20 protein-coding genes are annotated in these 17,601 nt (G+C 48.3%); 3 read left to right on the plus strand and 17 right to left on the minus strand.

Going from position 1 to position 17,601, the window contains the following annotated elements:
• Positions 1–2: 2 nt before the first annotated feature.
• Entirely contained in the window at positions 3–524 is a 522-nt protein-coding gene (locus KNP03_RS02220) for an NfeD family protein (protein ID WP_214824598.1), read from the minus strand.
• Complete coding sequence (locus KNP03_RS02225) at positions 524–925, minus strand: hypothetical protein (RefSeq protein WP_214824601.1); 402 nt, start codon at positions 923–925, stop codon at positions 524–526. Before KNP03_RS02225 ends, KNP03_RS02220 begins: the two co-directional genes overlap by 1 nt.
• A gap of 121 nt (positions 926–1,046) precedes the next feature.
• On the opposite strand from KNP03_RS02225, the gene rnhC reads away from it, so the two are divergent.
• Positions 1,047–1,958, plus strand: coding sequence for a ribonuclease HIII (gene rnhC / locus KNP03_RS02230; RefSeq protein WP_214824603.1), 912 nt, complete (start codon positions 1,047–1,049; stop codon positions 1,956–1,958).
• A gap of 71 nt (positions 1,959–2,029) precedes the next feature.
• Positions 2,030–2,842, plus strand: a complete 813-nt coding sequence (locus KNP03_RS02235) for an alpha/beta fold hydrolase (protein ID WP_214824606.1) — start codon at positions 2,030–2,032, stop codon at positions 2,840–2,842.
• Between the two features lie 49 nt (positions 2,843–2,891).
• On the opposite strand, the gene pheT is transcribed toward KNP03_RS02235, so the two are convergent.
• From pheT to infC, 9 genes are all read right to left on the minus strand, one after another.
• Complete coding sequence (gene pheT, locus KNP03_RS02240) at positions 2,892–5,267, minus strand: phenylalanine--tRNA ligase subunit beta (RefSeq protein WP_214824608.1); 2,376 nt, start codon at positions 5,265–5,267, stop codon at positions 2,892–2,894.
• A gap of 12 nt (positions 5,268–5,279) precedes the next feature.
• Entirely contained in the window at positions 5,280–6,302 is a 1,023-nt protein-coding gene (gene pheS, locus KNP03_RS02245; protein ID WP_214824614.1) for a phenylalanine--tRNA ligase subunit alpha, read from the minus strand.
• A 296-nt stretch (positions 6,303–6,598) separates the two neighbouring features.
• Complete coding sequence (locus KNP03_RS02250) at positions 6,599–7,345, minus strand: TrmH family RNA methyltransferase (RefSeq protein WP_214824615.1); 747 nt, start codon at positions 7,343–7,345, stop codon at positions 6,599–6,601.
• A 1-nt stretch (position 7,346) separates the two neighbouring features.
• The gene (locus KNP03_RS02255) at positions 7,347–8,426 is read right to left on the minus strand and encodes a M42 family metallopeptidase (protein WP_214824616.1); all 1,080 of its coding nucleotides are present in this window, start codon (positions 8,424–8,426) and stop codon (positions 7,347–7,349) included.
• A 23-nt stretch (positions 8,427–8,449) separates the two neighbouring features.
• The gene (locus KNP03_RS02260) at positions 8,450–8,932 is read right to left on the minus strand and encodes a dUTP diphosphatase (protein WP_214824618.1); all 483 of its coding nucleotides are present in this window, start codon (positions 8,930–8,932) and stop codon (positions 8,450–8,452) included.
• Between the two features lie 24 nt (positions 8,933–8,956).
• Positions 8,957–9,211: a hypothetical protein gene (locus tag KNP03_RS02265; protein ID WP_214824620.1), complete on the minus strand. Its 255-nt coding sequence runs from the start codon at positions 9,209–9,211 to the stop codon at positions 8,957–8,959.
• Positions 9,212–9,297: 86 nt separating this feature from the next.
• A complete protein-coding gene (gene rplT / locus KNP03_RS02270) occupies positions 9,298–9,657 on the minus strand; it encodes a 50S ribosomal protein L20 (protein ID WP_012726696.1) in 360 nt (119 codons plus the stop codon).
• A 28-nt stretch (positions 9,658–9,685) separates the two neighbouring features.
• On the minus strand, positions 9,686–9,880 hold the full coding sequence (gene rpmI, locus KNP03_RS02275; protein ID WP_012726697.1) for a 50S ribosomal protein L35: 195 nt from the start codon (positions 9,878–9,880) through the stop codon (positions 9,686–9,688).
• Between the two features lie 30 nt (positions 9,881–9,910).
• Positions 9,911–10,441 carry a translation initiation factor IF-3 gene (infC, locus tag KNP03_RS02280; RefSeq protein ID WP_074033409.1) on the minus strand — a complete coding sequence of 177 codons (531 nt, stop codon included), beginning with the start codon at positions 10,439–10,441 and terminating at the stop codon, positions 9,911–9,913.
• A gap of 341 nt (positions 10,442–10,782) precedes the next feature.
• Between infC and KNP03_RS02285 the strand changes: the two genes are divergently transcribed.
• Positions 10,783–10,992 (plus strand): hypothetical protein, encoded by a 210-nt coding sequence (locus KNP03_RS02285; RefSeq protein ID WP_214824622.1) that lies wholly within the window; start codon positions 10,783–10,785, stop codon positions 10,990–10,992.
• Between the two features lie 20 nt (positions 10,993–11,012).
• On the opposite strand, the gene KNP03_RS02290 is transcribed toward KNP03_RS02285, so the two are convergent.
• From KNP03_RS02290 to nrdR, 6 genes are all read right to left on the minus strand, one after another.
• Entirely contained in the window at positions 11,013–11,426 is a 414-nt protein-coding gene (locus tag KNP03_RS02290; protein WP_214824625.1) for a DUF2231 domain-containing protein, read from the minus strand.
• A gap of 96 nt (positions 11,427–11,522) precedes the next feature.
• Positions 11,523–12,395: a DUF1002 domain-containing protein gene (locus KNP03_RS02295; RefSeq protein ID WP_214824628.1), complete on the minus strand. Its 873-nt coding sequence runs from the start codon at positions 12,393–12,395 to the stop codon at positions 11,523–11,525.
• Between the two features lie 99 nt (positions 12,396–12,494).
• Positions 12,495–14,438 (minus strand): threonine--tRNA ligase, encoded by a 1,944-nt coding sequence (gene thrS, locus KNP03_RS02300; protein WP_214824631.1) that lies wholly within the window; start codon positions 14,436–14,438, stop codon positions 12,495–12,497.
• 379 nt (positions 14,439–14,817) lie between these two features.
• Positions 14,818–15,732, minus strand: coding sequence for a primosomal protein DnaI (gene dnaI / locus KNP03_RS02305; RefSeq protein WP_214824635.1), 915 nt, complete (start codon positions 15,730–15,732; stop codon positions 14,818–14,820).
• 5 nt (positions 15,733–15,737) lie between these two features.
• Complete coding sequence (locus tag KNP03_RS02310) at positions 15,738–17,090, minus strand: DnaD domain protein (RefSeq protein WP_214824645.1); 1,353 nt, start codon at positions 17,088–17,090, stop codon at positions 15,738–15,740.
• A gap of 40 nt (positions 17,091–17,130) precedes the next feature.
• Positions 17,131–17,598 (minus strand): transcriptional regulator NrdR, encoded by a 468-nt coding sequence (gene nrdR / locus KNP03_RS02315; protein ID WP_214824679.1) that lies wholly within the window; start codon positions 17,596–17,598, stop codon positions 17,131–17,133.
• Positions 17,599–17,601: the final 3 nt, after the last annotated feature.

The raw sequence follows: 17,601 nt of genomic DNA on the forward strand, positions 1-17,601 counted from the left end.
TTTTATTGCTCCTCTCGAATAGTAGGTTCGTCATATGCCATGACGATGGCAATATTTCGTTTTACTTCAATGACCACGACCCGACGTTCTGTCGAGAGCGCCGTCCCGTCCAAGCTCTGCGCCGTTTTTAATACCGATCCTGTCACGGTCTCGATGAGGACTTCTCCGAATCCGCCTTCCGGAATCGGAACGGTCAATCGACCGACGAGCCCGACGAGTGACTCATCCGTCAATCCAATCGATTCTTCTGCATTCGATAATGGTACTAAGACGAATAAATACAACAGTGTGGTGAGTGCGAATGAACCGACCAGTGCTACAGCCAAACCAATCATCGGTGAGACATGAGCCAGTGCATTAAGGATAAGTCCAATTCCTGCTCCGAGCGCCAAAAACGATAGGATGACCGCTGGATTGAACCAACCGTCAAACATGTCAAACACATCTGAGAACAACATATAGATAAACGTTCCAAACCCGGCGATAATAAGTACCCACCAATATAATTGATCGATTGCCTCCATTACCACCCCTCCTCATTTCGACGTTTTTGTTCTATTTCCAGAACACGTCGTAGTTGTTCGACTTCAAGTGCCAATTTTTCTTCGATGCCGCCCCACTCGGTACGGGCCTGCACAGGGTACCCCGTCACATGACGGGTTTGACCGAGCGAGCGCTCGATACGCAATCTTTCGTACTGATCGACTTCTTCCTGACGCTCTTGTCGCATGAGCCGTAAATAATAATCGACTTCTTTCTGGACTTGAATGACGCGCTCTTCCACATCCATCGAACACTCTTGCATCAGTAGCCGACGCACTCTCACTTGATGAGCGACCAGCCTGGCAATCCTGGCTTCGAGTTCAAGAATATGTTGATAACGAATGTCCATCTCATCTTGATCCGTGTCATCGTGCCACCACACCGTTGTTTCACCTCGATTCTTCCCGATTCACCTTTTCTATACGAACTTTTTACGACATCGGTTTCAAAAACCCTAAAAAAAATGTAAGATTAATTTGCTATAAAGAAAGGAAGTGCTCAGATTGGGCAACCAAGTCATCAAGCTGTCTCCTTCTTCCCAGGAAGAACTGATGAACGCGTACCAAACGTATTCGATCAACCCGCCCCCACATGCAAAGTTTAGTGCAAAGACACCGCATGTCGTGGTGACTGTATATAATTCCGGCAAAGTCATGTTTCAAGGCCGTGACGCTGAAAAAGAAGCCGCAAAATGGGGCAAACCGATTGAGAAAAAACAATCTGCTCCCAGTACGGTATTACCGGATGGTTTTGCCAACTGGTCTGTCATCGGAAGTGATGAAGTCGGGAAAGGGGATTACTTCGGACCACTCGTCATCGTGTCCGCTTATGTCCCGCATGATTTGATCGACCTCGTCAAAGAACTCGGTGTCAAGGACTCCAAACAGCTGTCAGACCCTGAAATCGTTCGGATCGCAAAAGATTTACATGTGACGATCCCGTATCAAAAGGCCACCTTGCACAATCCGACCTATAACAAAATGCAACGAACGATGACACAAGGAAAGATGACCGCGATCGCCCATAACGCCGCACTATCCGCCCTGCTCGAAAAATTGGAGTCGCCCCCTGATGCGATTCTCATCGATCAGTTCGCTGAAAAAGCCGTATACTACAACCACTTACGAAACGAATCCACGATTGTGCGCGAAAACGTGTACTTCTCGACAAAGGCCGAGGGACTACATGTCGCCGTCGCGGCCGCTTCGATTTTGGCACGCGCCTTCTTCTTGAAGGAGATGGACAAATTGAGTCAAAAAGCGGGTGTGACACTCCCTAAAGGTGCCGGTGCGAAAGTAGACCAGGTGGCTGCAACGCTTATTCAACAGCATGGTGAGCACTATTTGAACAACATCGCCAAAGTCCACTTCGCGAATACGAAAAAAGCGATTAAATTGAATGAACGTCGAGGATAGAGCTGATTAAGCGAATATGATATACTGCTTTTATGGTTAAATGAACTTAAAATTTTTGGAGGATAGCATTCATGCTGCATTATAAAACGTATAAAATCAGTGATGACCATCCATGGGTCATCTTCATACATGGTGCTGGTGGAAGCTTGTCGCACTGGTATCGACAAATCCGACCGTTTCGTAAAAAATACAACGTACTTCTAGTCGATTTAAGAGGGCACGGTGGCTCTTATGACCCGGAACAATCACTCAAACAACCGTTAAACGCATATACGTTCGATTTGGTCGCAAAAGACGTCATCGAAGTAATGGACCATTTAGACATTGAAAAAGGGCACATGGTCGGTTTATCGCTTGGAACGATTGTCATCCAGGCGATGTTTGAACATTATCCGGATCGAATCGCCTCGGTCGTCCTCGGCGGCGCCATCGTCAAATTCAATGTGCGTTCGACCTTGCTGATCCGTCTCGGTAGCCTCGTACAAAATTTCGTGCCGTATATGTGGCTCTATAAATTGTTTGCCTGGATTTTATTGCCGAAGAAGCGACATAAGAAATCACGGATGATGTTTGTCCGAGATGCGGCAAACCTCTGTCAACGCGAGTTCATCCGTTGGTTTAAAATGACGGAAAATATTAACCCGCTCCTGAATCAATTCACATCCATTCAAACAGAAGTCCCGATTTTGTATATTATGGGGGACGAGGACTACATGTTCCTTGAAGCTGTCGAACGGACTGCCAAGCATCAACCGACGGCGACGGTCCAGATCGTCCAGGATTCCGGTCATGTCGTCAATGTCGACCAACCCGATGAATTCAACGCCTTATCCATGACCTTTATCGATGAACAAGTCGAGAAACCAGCCTTACACTTAGGTTAAAAAAAGAGACCTTCCGGAGTGAATCGACTCCGGAAGGTCTCTTTGCTTATTATGCGCGTACTTCTGCCCCATGCTCGACTTTGACTGCTTCTACAATCTTTTCATACGATGCATTGACTTCTTCGTCCTGCAACGTACGTGTCGGGTCTTGATACTTGAGCGAGAAGGCGATTGACTTCTCATGTTCTCCAACATTTTCCCCTGTATACACGTCAAATACGGAAAGGTCGATCAAAAGCGGTCCAGCAGCTTGTTTGATCGTTGCCTCGACTTGACCAGCCGGGATATCACGGTTCAACACGAGTGCGAGGTCACGCGACACGGACGGATAGCGCGGAACATCTTGATAAAGAAGCGTCGACGACGTTTGAAGCGCCAACAAATCGAGTTCAAATACGTAAACTTCTTTCAACCCATAGACGTCTTTTGAGACGGCCGGATGAACTTGCCCTACATATCCGATTACTTCTCCATCCTTCAAGATTCTTGCTGTACGCCCAGGGTGCATGTCTGGAAGGACTGCCGCTTCATATGTCACGTCAAGTCGAAGCGTATGAACAAGCGTGTCCACGACACCCTTCGCGACGAAATAATCAACCGGAATGCGCGTACCCTGTGTACGATGGTCCATCCATAGTCCCGTGAACACACCTGCAACCCGTTCTGTCTCACGTGGGAGGGTGTCACCTTTTTCGAAATAGACACGACCTGTTTCATAAAGCGCGACGTTGGCTTGTTGACGTGCCGTGTTATAACGTGCCGTCTCCAGTAACCCCGGGACGAGGGATGTGCGAAGAACCGAGCGCTCCTCACTCATCGGCATCGCAAGCCGTACTTTTTCACTTCCATGCTCATCAAATCGTGATGCATTCGCTTCGCTAGTCAGCGAATACGTGATGGCTTGTGATAGGCCTGCGCCCTGTAAAATGCGACGAACGTTTCGGCGTAACACGTTGATTGCCGGTAAGTAACCTTTTGCCTGTGAGGCAGGAAGGCTAGAAGGCAAGCTGTTGTATCCATACAAACGCGCCACTTCTTCCGTAATATCGGCAGGAAGCTCCAAGTCCGGGCGACGTGACGGAATGTGAACCGTTAACGTCGTGTCCCCTTCCACCTTCAAACCGAGACGTTCGAGAATCTGAACGATCGTCTGGCGATCAAGTTCCATTCCAAGACGACCGTTGATGTAATCGATCGACACTTCGATTGTGCGAGAATTCGAATCTTTTCCACCGGCGATGACTTCCTGTGAAATCGTTCCGCCACTCAGTTCGACAATCATAGCGGCAGCACGGTCCAGTGCCGTTAACACGCGTTCCGGGTCAACCCCTTTTTCAAAGCGTGCACTCGAGTCCGAACGAAGTCCGAGTGTACGGCTTGTTTTACGGACGGACGCCGGATCAAAGTAGGCCGACTCCAAAACGATGCTTGTTGTCGTATCGTCTACTTCTGTATTCGCACCACCCATCACCCCTGCAATGGCGACTGGTGACGTTCCATTCGTGATGACCATCATTGTTGAATCAAGAGTACGGGTCATGTCATCAAGCGTGATCATTTCTTCCCCGTTCTCCGCTTGACGGACAACGATGGACGACCCGAGTTTCTTCGCATCAAAGGCATGCAACGGCTGACCGAGCTCGAGCATCACATAGTTCGTTACGTCGACGATGTTATTGATTGGTCGAACGCCTTCAGCAATCAAAATGTTTTTCAACCATTGTGGCGACTCCTCGATTGTGACGCCATCGATTTGACGCGCCGCATAGTAAGGACAGTTCGCTGTATCGAGTTGCACGGTAACATCCGTCTTCACATCTGACGTCACATTCGCTGTCGGGAGTGTGTACGGACGCTCTAAAATGGCCGCCACTTCATGAATAATTCCGTAAAGGCTCAAGCAATCCGAACGGTTTGGCGTTAAGCCGAGCTCGATGATCTCATCATTCAAATCGAGCAAGTCAAGGACGTCCGCCCCGACTTGAACATCTTCGCGGAACGTATGGATCCCGTCTTGCTCATCTTCACGAATTTGTTTTTTCTCAAACCCAAGTTCTTCGAGTGAACAGATCATCCCTTGTGACTCGACGCCACGGAGTTTCGCTTTTTTAATTTTCAATCCAGGCAGTCTGGCGCCTACTTTGGCAACGATGACGTGTTGTCCCGCTGCAACGTTTGGCGCTCCACAGACGATTTGGACAGGTTCGCATTCGCCAATGTCAACTTTCGTCACATTCAGCTTGTCTGCTTCGGGGTGTTTTTCGCATGAAAGGACGTGACCGACGACAATGCCTGACAAACCTTCCGCACGACTTGTGACGCTCTCGACTTCAATCCCGTTTTTCGTGATCAAATCACCAAGGGCTTCCCCACTCAAATCTGAGACGTCGATATATTGGTTCAACCATTTTTTTGAAAGTAACATATGTCTTCCTCCTTAGAATTGCTCGATGAAACGTAAGTCGTTTGTATAGAAGTGTCGGATGTCATCCACGCCGTGTTTAAGCATCGCCATTCGTTCAACACCGATCCCGAATGCGAATCCTGACATTTTCGTCGAATCATAGCCTGCCATCTCGAGGACGTGAGGGTGAACCATTCCACCTCCGAGAATCTCGATCCAACCTGTACCTTTGCAGACGTTACAACCTTTTCCGCCACATTTGAAGCATGAGATGTCCACTTCGACTGATGGTTCTGTGAACGGGAAGAAACTTGGACGGAGACGAATCTCACGTGACTCACCGAATAATTGCTTGACGAACACCTCGAGCGTCCCTTTCAAATCGGCCATCGAAATGGATTCATCGACGACTAGTCCTTCAATTTGCATGAATTGATGCGAATGCGTCGCATCATCTTCGTCACGTCGATATACCTTCCCCGGGCAAATGATCCGAATCGGTTGTCCGTTCGCCTCGAGCATCGTACGCGCCTGAACTGGCGACGTATGGGTACGAAGTAGCGTCTCGTCTGTAATATAGAACGAGTCTTGCATGTCACGTGCCGGGTGATCTTTTGGCAAGTTCAACATTTCAAAGTTATACAAGTCCGTCTCAACTTCCGGCCCCTCGGCGATTGTGTAGCCGAGACCGACGAACAAGTCTTCCATCTCATCAATGATTTGTTGTAGCAGATGACTATTTCCAGGGAATGTCGTCCGCCCCGGGAGCGTCACATCAATTGTTTCAGCCGCGAGTTTTGCTTCAAGCTCGATGGCTTTGACTTCTTCAATCCGTGCTTCAAGCGTTTCTTGAATCGACGCACGCACCTTGTTCGCAAGCTCCCCGACGACCGGGCGCTCTTCCGCTGACAGTTTGCCCATCCCGCGGAGAACTTCCGTCATCGGACCTTTTTTTCCTAAGTATTTGATTCGTACATCATTCAATGCTTTTTGCGTCGATGCCACTTTGATTTCTTCTAACGCTTCAACCTGTAATTGTTCTAATTGCTCTTTCATTTGTACTCTTCCTCCTCTACAAAAAAAGTCCCTCAGTCAATGACTGAAGGGACGAATGATCGCGGTACCACCCTACTTGGCCGAAATCGGCCCACTTGAGAGCATCGATATCGTGATGCCAACCCGGTGCTGTTTCCAACACGACTCCAGAGTGAATTCGGCGCCGAACAAGGCTAGGCTTTCAGTCACGGCCATGCTCCCTGAACGTGTTCGGTCGTTCGCGTACTATGCTCTTTCAACGTCTTTACATATAGTCGATGTGTTTAACCTATCACGTTTTTGTCAAACTGACAAGATTATTGCAACGCAATCCGGTACATTAAAATACCCGCCGCAACCGCCGCATTGAGCGATTCCGCCTCACCGAGGACCGGGATATGGACACGTGTGTCACATAATGCGAGTACTTCAGGATGCACACCTTGTGCCTCGTTTCCGATCACGAGTGCCATGCGCTTCGCAAAATCGACTTTCTCGTATGAAGTCGCTTTCGACAAGGCCGTACCATATACGTGAAAGCCCTCTTCTTTTAACTCTGGCAAAAATTCATGAAGGTCGACCGATTTCACGTTCACGTGGAAGAGTGAACCTTGTGTCGCCCGCACCACTTTCGCGTTGTACGGGTCGACCGTCCCTTTTCCAAGAAGGACCGTGTCAAATCCTGCTGCGTCTGCCGTTCGAATCATCGTCCCGAGATTACCCGGGTCCTGAATCCGGTCAAGAACGAGTACTTTTTCCATCGTCCGTTCGACCGGCGCCATTTTCACGACAGCAAACACACCTTGTGTTTTTTCTGTCTCGCTCAACAGGTCAGCGACGTGATCAGACAATTCAAGTACAGGCATGTCGTTCACGCGCCACGTTTCTTTCGGCGTGTACGATTCTCCCATGATCAATTGGACGAGGCGACCGGCACGAATCGCTTCGTCCACCAGATGCTCACCCTCGACTAAAAATTGACCCGTCTCTTGTCTTCCTTTTTTCGTCATCAATCGCTTCAGGCGCTTGATCGTCTCACTTTTCGTTGACGTGATTTTCGTCATATTATCCCTCTTTCAACCATTGAACCGTCTCGTGGTCCAAGCGTTTTGTAAGCGCCACGACTAAGTCGACCGCCGCCTCGTAATCCGCTTTATGGATAATCGAGACGTTTGTATGCAAGTAACGAACCGGTACAGTCAATGCAATCGCCGGCATTCCGATCCCTGACAAGTGGAAACGTCCAGCGTCCGTTCCGCCACCCGGCGTCAAATCGAGTTGATAGTTAATGTCGTTCTCTTTTGCCACGTCGACGATCAGGTCAACGAGTCGTGGATTCGTCACGGTCGTCGCATCAAAGAAAATCACCTGGACTCCTTCGCCGAGTTTAGACAACCCTTCTGCAGGTGTCATTCCTGGCGTATCACTCGGAATCCCTGTATCGACGGCAATCGCGACGTCCGGTTTGATCAAGTTTGCTGCTGTGACCGCGCCACGCAAACCGACTTCTTCCTGTACCGTCGCTCCTGTATAAAGAACACCCGGAAGCGCGTCTTCTTTTAATCGTTTCGCGGCTTCAATCGCAATCGCACAACCAATTCGGTTGTCCCATGCTTTTGCCATGAGGAAGTTTTCATTTTTCATGACGGTGAATTCACAATGGGGGACGACCGTATCGCCTGGACGAATTCCCCATTCCGCCACCTCATCTTTTGACGTGGCTCCGATATCAAGGAACATATCCTTGATTTCGACAGGTTTTTTCCGTGCTTCTAAAGGTAAAACGTGCGGTGGTTTCGCTCCGATGACACCAGGAATCTTTTCACCTGACCGTGTCACGACATCCATCCGTTGTGCGAGTAAAACTTGGTTCCACCAACCACCGAGCGCCTGGAAACGGAGGAATCCGCCTTCCTCGATTCGTGTGACCATGAACCCTACTTCATCCATGTGTCCGGCAATCATGACACGCGGGCCGTTCTCGTCCCCTGTCACGCGACCAAACAAGCTGCCTAATCCATCCTGTTCGAATGATTCGACGTGCGGTTCGAGGTATTCGCGCATCAATGAGCGGACTTCTCCCTCGTTTCCTGGGACCCCTGTTGCATCTGTCAATCGTTTCAACATATGTAATGATTCATTCATGATCATCCGCTCCAATCTTCAATTTAATATCCTTGGTTTTGTCGTTCATGGTTCACTTTATTTTTCTCCATGTAGGCCATCAAGATGAGTTGCTCATTAAACCCGAGTGTATATCCGAGTTCAAGGTAGGCCGCCATTAACGTTTCATACATCGCTTCGGTTTTCGACAAACCGAAGTTTGTCACTTTACGATATATGTCTAAAAAAGCGTCAGTCGCATCAAGATATGAACTACCTGCCGGGAATGCCTCTCTCTCATACCCGAGAGCAAGTCCGAGAGAAAGCAGAAAATGAATACCATCCACGTATTCCTCCAAGATCACGTCTTGAGGCGACGGTCCTTTTTTCGACCAAAATTTAAAGCTGCGCGTTTCGTTCGCCAGTTCACCGAGCTCGACAAGCAACGCAAGCAATCGTTCATCGAATTGGTTTCCAGATAGTTGATGTTCTTCTTTGATCCGCGTATCCAATTCACGTTGCCGATCAAACAATGTTGTCCAGTTCACCGGATGTTCCTCCCCTATCAACACTTATAACAGTACTAAAATCATTAAAGACCAGCCTACTGCTAAAATCAATACTTGTAATTGCACAGATTTTGGGGCATGTACGGCTTTATGACGCGTTAAATGAAGACCGAATAACGCGCCGATGGCACCACCGGCATAGGCATACCATATATTAAAATCACCTTGTCCATGCGTGTAGCGCTTCGCTTGAATATACGTATAAAAATTGAGGACAATCAACGCCAATGCGACGATTGCTAAAACGGACTGATTCATGCGTGTCCCTCCTTCTTTTAATTTTAAGAAATTTCCCCGAAAAAAGAAAGCGCCGAGAGAGTGTCTCGGCGCTGTCGATTGAACGATTACGCGTTCAATTTTGATTTAGCTGTTTCAGCGAGTGACGCGAATGCTTGTGCATCTGTCACAGCAAGCTCAGCAAGCATCTTACGGTTGATGTCGATTCCTGCAAGCTTGAGGCCGTGCATCATACGGCTGTATGAGAGACCGTTTGTACGTGCTGCCGCATTGATACGTGTGATCCAAAGACGACGGAAATCACGTTTCTTCTGACGACGGTCACGGTAAGCGTACATGAGTGACTTCATGACCTGTTGTTTTGCTACTTTAAATAGAATGTGTTTCGAACCAAAGTATCCTTTGGCAAGTTTAATTTGCTTTTTACGACGTTGACGAGTCGTATAACCGCCTTTTACGCGTGGCATATGGATTCCCTCCTAAATTGTTTCTGTATTACTTCGCGATCATGTTGCGAATGCGTTTGAAGTCTCCAGCTGATACGATAGCGCCTTTACGGAGCTTACGTTTCGCTTTAGTCGATTTGTTTGCGAACAAGTGACTTGTGTAAGCGTGTGAACGCTTGAGTTTACCTGATGCTGTACGTTTGAAACGTTTTGAAGCACCGCGGTGCGATTTCATTTTCGGCATGAGTATTTCCTCCCCACTGAGAATCGATGATTAATCTTCTTTGTTCGGAGCCAGCACTAAGAACATGCTGCGTCCTTCCATCTTCGGCTTTTGTTCAACTGTTGCCAAATCGGCACATTCCGCTGCCATTTTGTCCAAAACACGTTTCCCGATTTCCGAGTGTGTGATGGCACGTCCGCGGAAACGAATCGAAGCCTTCACTTTGTTTCCTTTTTCAAGGAACTTGCGTGCGTTACGCAATTTTGTTTGGAAATCGTTGTCCTCGATTGTTGGACTGAGACGTACTTCTTTCATTTGGATGACTTTTTGGTTTTTACGCGCTTCTTTCTCCTTCTTCTGGAGTTCGAAACGGTACTTCCCATAGTCCATAATTTTAGCGACCGGTGGATTTGCTTTATCTGCGACTAAGACGAGGTCTAATTCCGCTTCTTCAGCTAAACGCAACGCATCGTTACGTGATTTCACACCGAGTTGTGCACCGTCTGCGCCAATGAGACGTACTTCACGGGCACGAATGTTTTCGTTGATAAAGAGCTCTTTGCTAATGGTTAGCACCTCCATCGTGCAAATGCACGAGATTTAGATTGACAAGACAACATGGCAATAAAAAAAGCGTCGGCAGTTTCCCACCCACACATCAGTTGAGGTCATAAAACGGCAGACGATGCCGATTGAACCAAGAACTTGATGGACCTGCCTGATTGCTCTCAGACGAGGTGAAAAGCGGGTGCTTCTGCTTTGTTGTTTTTAATCACTATGTCATCTTAGCACTAGCAGGAAAAGATGTCAAGATATCGCGCATGAATAATTGGTAGCTCACACTTTTATGATGATACCAGTCATTCTCTCGTTTCGCAATACCTTTTCAATGGGAATAAATAATTAACAAAGGAGGGATGGAGATGAATTGGCGAAAAGATGTGACACGGGAATACGATTACCATGAACAAGTAAAGCGAATCGTCAGTGAGACGATGCGGCAACATGGACTCGAAGATGAAAAATTGCAGGCTGTTCTAACCGACTTGTTAGAAGAGATGAACCGCGTCACATTAAAAATTGTCGATGATCACGAGTCCGCTCAAAATTATATCCATAAACGCTGGTACTAAAAAAGGGCTCTCGCCCTTTTTTATTGCGTATAGACCATTTGTCCACCTAAGTGACCCGCATAGGCGAGTAAACCTGCACCAATAATAGCCACAATCAAACTCAATGTGATCCATAACTTCCCTTTACTGCGGTAGCCAAGCCCAAGAAGCACGATCGTCACGCCAAATGCAATCAAACTGTACAACGCAAAGTGCTCGTGATTCTCAATCATCGCGTCTGTGACGGCCGGCAAATTTGCTTCTGCATACTCTTCCGCACTATCCCCAGAGATATAAGCGAGGACACCGGACAGTAATCCCGTGATCAAAGTAACGAGCGCGAACAAACGAAAGTTCGTCCATTTCAAACTGAGTAAAATCAGTAGCGTGCCAAACAATAACAAACCAATCGGGGCATGCACGAGCAAAGGGTGTAACGGAACGCCAGCAATCATGTCTTTTCCTCCTCAACATCAGATGCATCTTGAATAGACTATACCCGCTTCCCGTAGTTATTTATCCACTCATAACTTTTCACACAATTTTACATATCAGGTTGTCAAAGATTGAAAGAAGTTACTGATGGCAGCGAAGAGTCGGGCAAAGAAACCTTGCACTTCTTCCTTCTCTAAAAAGTCCTGGACATCTTGTCCCGCATTTTTAAGACCGTCACTGATGGACGCCCAATCCAGGTCCGCCTGCTGCATGTTCTCAAACAAAGTCGTCAACTGGTCAAGCTGCCCTTCGGATAGTTGCACATTGTTTTGATTGAGCACTTGAATGACGATATCCCGAATTTCAATGTTTGTCTGTGGCATCTGTTTTGCGACCTCTGCCTTAATGTCATTCATCAGTGCAGCGACATCTTCTTGTCCGACCGTCTTTCCAATCTCCGACGTCACGGCGAGTTCTTCTTGTGCCAACTCTTTTCGTTCTTCCGACAACTGAATGCCTGTCTCATCCGCGGTCTGATCGTAGGCTTTCATGATCCCCGTCAGTGCGGACGTGCCCGTCACTTGAATCGGGGACGTGATATAAATATCCGCATCCGTCACACCTGCCGTCACCAACGCATTGGCATACATATCTTTCGTCACCCAGGTAACGTTTTCTGTCTTGATATCCAGTCCTGTGCCTTCGGTCAATTTGATGCGGGCAGAGGAATACATGCCGCCCCCTCGCTTGGCTTCAGGGACCGAATCACCTAAATAACGATCTTCGTCTGCTGAAGTGGCAATAATCGGCTCAATGCCTTCTGGCGCGTCGACACGGTCGAGCACCCAATTCTTTTGTTCTGACGATAACGATTCTCCAAGCGTCACGATTGTATCGTTGACAATCGCCTCCGCCCCGACTTTCGGAAGCATTCCTGTAAACGCGACAGTTCCAATTGTAAGAGCCATGATCGGCTTCAACCTATTCATATATGAATCACTCCTTGAGCATACGATACACGTCAGAAGCGATCCGACGCATCCGTCTACAGACTGAAAAAGCCACCTTTTTCAAGGTGGCTTTTGGTCTTAACGTGAACGGTTCGCAATCTCTTCTGTGAGCGATGCGATGAATTCATCAAGTGATGCCGAGACTTGTTCTTGTTGACCGTAACGGCGAATGTTGACCGCCCGCTCATCACGTTCTTTGTCCCCAAGTACGAGTGTCATCGGAATTTTCTTCATTTGCGCTTCGCGAATCTTATAACCGAGCTTCTCGTCACGAAGGTCCGTTTCGACGCGGACGCCACGTTTGACGAGTTCTGCTTTCACTTCAGCGACATACTCATCGTGGACGTGCGAGACCGGAATCAATTTGACTTGAACCGGAGCGAGCCATGTTGGGAACGCGCCTTTATATTCTTCAATCAAGTACGCCACGAAACGTTCCATCGTCGAGACGACACCACGGTGAAGCACGATCGGACGATGGTCTTTTCCGTCCGGACCTGTGTATGTCAAATCGAAACGTTCAGGGAGAAGGAAGTCCAACTGGACTGTTGAGAGTGTCTCTTCTTTTCCGAGGGCTGTACGAACTTGAACATCAAGCTTCGGTCCGTAGAATGCCGCTTCGCCTTCTGCTTCGAAGTATGGGAGCTCGAGCTCATCCATCGTTTCTTTCAACTGGCTTTGAGCCATTTCCCAAATCGCATCGTTATCGAAGTACTTCTCTTTGTCGGCAGGGTCACGGTACGACAGACGGAAACGGTAATCTTTGATACCGAAGTCAGCATACACTTCCTGAATCAAGTGGACGATGTCCTTGAATTCCTGCTTCATCTGCTCAGGAGTAACGAATGTGTGGCCATCATTCAAGACCATGTAACGAACACGTTGAAGACCTGTGAGCGCGCCTGACATCTCGTAACGGTGCATGCCGCCAAGCTCAGCGATCCGAAGCGGAAGCTCACGGTATGAACGCGGCTCATGTTTGTAGATTGTCATGTGGTGCGGACAGTTCATCGGACGGAGAACGAGTTCCTCGTTGTCCATCTCCATTTTCGGGAACATATCGTCTTGATAGTGATCCCAGTGTCCTGATGTTTTGTAAAGGTCGACCGAGCCAAGGACCGGTGTGTATACGTGTTGATAGCCCAGTTCAAGCTCTTTATCCACGATATAGCGTTCTACAGTCCGGCGGATCGATGCACCTTTAGGCAACCACATCGGGAGACCTTGACCGACTTCTTGTGAGACGAAGAAGAGGTCGAGCTCTTTACCGAGTTTACGGTGATCCCGCTCTTTCGCTTCTTCCAAGAGACGTAAATGTTCTTTGAGCTGTTCTTTTGTCGCCCAAGCCGTTCCATAAATCCGTTGCAACATCTTGTTGTCCGAGTCACCACGCCAGTAGGCTCCGGCCACGCTCATCAATTTAAACACTTTCAATTTAGAAGTCGATGGGACGTGTGGTCCGCGGCAAAGGTCGAAGAACTCGCCCTGGTGATAGATTGTGAGTGTTTCCTCTGCAGGAATGTCTTCAATCAACTCCACTTTGAGCGGATCGCCCAGCTCTTTATAGCGCGCGAGCGCCTCGTCACGTGTGACGACTTCGCGAGTGATTTCCAAGTTCTCATCGACGATACGCTTCATCATCTTCTCGATTTCCGGAAGGTCTTCTTCATTGATGCGGCGGTCCATCTCGATGTCATAGTAGAATCCGTTTTCGATTGTCGGTCCGATCCCGAGATAAATCTCGTTTTCTTCTCCGTATAGACGTTTGATTGCTTGCGCCATCAAGTGGGCTGTCGAGTGACGCATCAAATCGAGTCCATCCTCTGAATCCGGCATCACAAGCTCGATTTTCCCGTCATGCTCGATTGGACGGCGGTAATCGATCATTTCGCCATCGATTTTCGCTGCGATTGCTTTTTTACGAAGACCGGGACTAATCGAACCGGCGACATCTTCTGCTGTGACGCCAGCCTCAAACTCTTTTACTGCGCCATCTGGAAATGTTAATTGAATCATGTACATCTGTCCCCTCTCAATATAGAAAATAAAAAAAGCCCATCCCTAAAAAGGGACGAGCTTTGATTCTCGTGGTACCACCCTCGTTCCCAAGCGATTTGCTTGGCTCGAACACACGATAACGAGTGTGACTCGCCGCACGATTGGCCCGTGCGGTGCTCCGAGGGAGTAAAATCATCGTCGTCGTCAGGAAGCTCGCACCACCCTTCCCTCGCTAAACACGCGTCTCGATGTTTCATATCCTCATCTAGGCATCCCTTATATGGTTACTAGTATAGTCAACTCAAACGAGAAAAACAATCCTTTACCGACGGCGATTTTCACCTTTCAGCTCAATCTGTGTCGTCGTTGTCGAAATCCGTTGCATGAGGCGCTGTGCCTTCATTTACCGACGGCGATTTTCACCTTTCAGCTCAATCTGTGTCGTCGTTGTCGAAATCCGTTGCATGAGGCGCTGTGCCTTCATTTTGTTTTGCGGCGATCCGTCGATGGAGAAATGCGTTTCGAGCTCTTCTCCGCTGAAGTTCGAGCTATAAAGCGTCGGCAATCGGTGCATCATCCGGTATTGAAGGATGATGCCAAACAGTTCATCCCGTACCCATGGACTGATTGCCTCAGCTCCAATGTCATCGATCAAAAGGACCGGGACATGCTGGAACGATGTCAAAAAGGAATCGAACGACTCACTGCGGATTTTGCGTTTCGCCTCAGAAACAAAGCCCGGGGCGTGGACAAGGATTGTTTCAATGTCTGCCACTTTCAGCTCGTTCGCAATGGCCGCGAGGAGATAGGTTTTACCAACCCCAAAACTTCCGTGCAAATACAGCCCATTCACTTTTTGCCCTGATTTCATCCCCGTCACAAAACGCATCGCTTCACGAAGCGCAATTTTGCGGGCATCGTCCGTCCAATCGAACGAACTGAAGCTCGCCTCGCGCACTTCTTCCGGTAAGAAGAGACTCTTGAATTTCCGGTCCATCTCTTTTTGCCGACGAGCCTGACGATGTGCGACCGTTTCTTCATACCGAATCGCGATTTGTCCCATATCGACGTATAAGACCGGTTGATGCCCCGGGATGACGGCTTGCTCTTCCAAGAACGTCTTCCCGTCCATCTGCTCAGCATATTCACTCAGTTTCGTGAAGCCAACCTCGATTGCTTTTTCATCGAGCTCAGGATGAGCATGTAAAAAAGAGTTGACGCCCGGGTGGTCAAGTGTTCGTTTTCGAATCGACTCGTATGCCTCACGGACCTCTTTTCGGTTCATCAGTTGGGAAAGCGACTGATTGATTCGTTCCATCTGCCTCATCCTTTCTCCTTCAGTTCATTCAATAACTTGACGAGTTCTGCATCGTCAGGCACAGAAGACTCAAGTTCTTTCTTACGTGCCTGATCATACGAACGTTGTTGTTTCGCTTCTTCTTCAAGCCACTTCGGTAAATCGCCCTGTTGATTTTTCCGACGCGAACCGACTGTCGATCGTTGAACGTTCTCACGTTTTTGTTGTTTCTTTTCAATCAACGCATCTTGCGACTCTTCCCGTTCGAGCGCCTCTTTTGCATTCGTATAGCCGGCCGTCTTCCAGCTTGTCGCAATCCGTAGCACATAGTTCTCGCTAAGTCGTGTCTGCTTCTTCACTTCAATACAGTAATAGAAGAGTGCATTGATTACCCCGGGAGGGAGACCTAGCGTATCAACGAGTTCGATGATGAGTTGTTCATCACTCTTGGATAGTTGAGGTGTTTTTCGAAGCGTCGATACGTACTGATGCGGATGGGCAGACTCCATGACATCCGTGTCATGCAGGTCTCCCAAATCGGTTTTGGCGAGTTCCACCGATTTTTCTTTCCGGTGCCGGGATTGTTTCTTTTTCAATTGAAGGACCATCTGACGGCAACCGTCTCGCTTTTCCTGCTCACTGAGCGGTAAGTACGCCTCGTGAACGAAATACTCTTTCAGCATCTCGGCCATCGTCTCTTCGTCCAGCTGTGACACGTAGGCCAGCTTCGTGATCGTCTCATCGAGTTTCTTCGTGAAGAACCCGACCGGGAAATTCGTCAACTTTTTCACGATTTCCATATCGAAGGAATAGTTGATCTCAATTTTTGCCCGGTCCGGTTTTTCGTAGTTCTTTTGCGTGAACGCGCGGTGGTTCACCCCTTTAACATCGAACACTTCGTTGAAGTCCTTCGTTACCTCGACAATACCAGCCGGGAGCGGGTCGATGGTGAAGCGTCCTTGCAGTTGCTTGAACCGGACTTCCCCTACCTTATAAAAGAGGAAGCTCGATAACAATCCATCGTTTAAGAACGTATGCGGCGCAAGCGGTACGCGCAACTGATACACGTATTGAGTGTGTCGCGCATCTTTCGTCTTATACGTCCGGACCAGTCCAATCGCTTCAAGTCGAAACAGACTGTCCGTCAATTCGGCGACCGAGAACTCCAATAGCTCACAAAGTGCACTATGTGACATATAATTCGATTTCATTTTCCCGGGTTTCAATTCACTCCAAAGCGTTTGATATAAGGCGAGTGCTTTTACCCCGATCACAGGCTGATACAAATGGTATAGGGACTGATAGGATTCACGGTCAACGAGCCCTGTGCTCATGATCAACAGCTCATCCGTCCCAAAAATTGTTCGTTCTTTCTCCATAGTTCTCTCCCCTGAAAAAGGGCGACCAGCAGGCCGCCCTTTAGTTGGTCGAATTTTCTTGCTTCATTAAATCTTCCAGTTCTTTAAAAAAGACTGAGATGTCTTTAAACTGACGATACACGGAAGCGAAGCGAACGTATGCCACCTCGTCGACGCGTGCCAATTCATTCATCACAAGTTCTCCAACTTGTTCGCTCGGGATCTCAGATTGTCCGAGCGCGCGAAGCTGTTGTTCCACTTTCGTCACGACGCCTTCAAGTTGTTCGAGTGTGACCGGGCGTTTTTCACATGCCCGAATAATTCCACGCAACACTTTTTCCCGGCTAAACTCTTCCCGATTCCCATCTTTCTTGACGATGATGAGCGGGGTTTGTTCAACCGTTTCAAACGTCGTGAACCGGTAGCCGCACTTTTCACATTCACGCCGGCGTCGAATCGAATAATGGTCTTGTACAGGTCGGGAATCGAGCACTCTCGTTCCATTATGATCACATTTTGGACAACGCATGCC

It is taken from the genome of Exiguobacterium algae (assembly GCF_018617875.1).
GTDB classification, from domain to species: Bacteria; Bacillota; Bacilli; order Exiguobacteriales; family Exiguobacteriaceae; genus Exiguobacterium; species Exiguobacterium algae.

Coding starts and splice junctions, on each gene's coding strand:
- KNP03_RS02255 (WP_214824616.1), bottom strand. CDS start 8,426: ATGAATGAATCATTACATATGTTGAAACGATTGACAGATGCAACAGGG.
- thrS (WP_214824631.1), bottom strand. CDS start 14,438: ATGTACATGATTCAATTAACATTTCCAGATGGCGCAGTAAAAGAGTTT.
- infC (WP_074033409.1), bottom strand. CDS start 10,441: ATGGAGGTGCTAACCATTAGCAAAGAGCTCTTTATCAACGAAAACATT.
- KNP03_RS02220 (WP_214824598.1), bottom strand. CDS start 524: ATGGAGGCAATCGATCAATTATATTGGTGGGTACTTATTATCGCCGGG.
- KNP03_RS02265 (WP_214824620.1), bottom strand. CDS start 9,211: ATGAATCAGTCCGTTTTAGCAATCGTCGCATTGGCGTTGATTGTCCTC.
- dnaI (WP_214824635.1), bottom strand. CDS start 15,732: ATGGAACGAATCAATCAGTCGCTTTCCCAACTGATGAACCGAAAAGAG.
- KNP03_RS02285 (WP_214824622.1), top strand. CDS start 10,783: ATGAATTGGCGAAAAGATGTGACACGGGAATACGATTACCATGAACAA.
- rpmI (WP_012726697.1), bottom strand. CDS start 9,880: ATGCCGAAAATGAAATCGCACCGCGGTGCTTCAAAACGTTTCAAACGT.
- pheT (WP_214824608.1), bottom strand. CDS start 5,267: ATGTTACTTTCAAAAAAATGGTTGAACCAATATATCGACGTCTCAGAT.
- KNP03_RS02250 (WP_214824615.1), bottom strand. CDS start 7,345: ATGACGAAAATCACGTCAACGAAAAGTGAGACGATCAAGCGCCTGAAG.
- rplT (WP_012726696.1), bottom strand. CDS start 9,657: ATGCCACGCGTAAAAGGCGGTTATACGACTCGTCAACGTCGTAAAAAG.
- pheS (WP_214824614.1), bottom strand. CDS start 6,302: ATGAAAGAGCAATTAGAACAATTACAGGTTGAAGCGTTAGAAGAAATC.
- KNP03_RS02295 (WP_214824628.1), bottom strand. CDS start 12,395: ATGAATAGGTTGAAGCCGATCATGGCTCTTACAATTGGAACTGTCGCG.
- KNP03_RS02235 (WP_214824606.1), top strand. CDS start 2,030: ATGCTGCATTATAAAACGTATAAAATCAGTGATGACCATCCATGGGTC.
- KNP03_RS02290 (WP_214824625.1), bottom strand. CDS start 11,426: ATGATTGCTGGCGTTCCGTTACACCCTTTGCTCGTGCATGCCCCGATT.
- KNP03_RS02310 (WP_214824645.1), bottom strand. CDS start 17,090: ATGGAGAAAGAACGAACAATTTTTGGGACGGATGAGCTGTTGATCATG.
- nrdR (WP_214824679.1), bottom strand. CDS start 17,598: ATGCGTTGTCCAAAATGTGATCATAATGGAACGAGAGTGCTCGATTCC.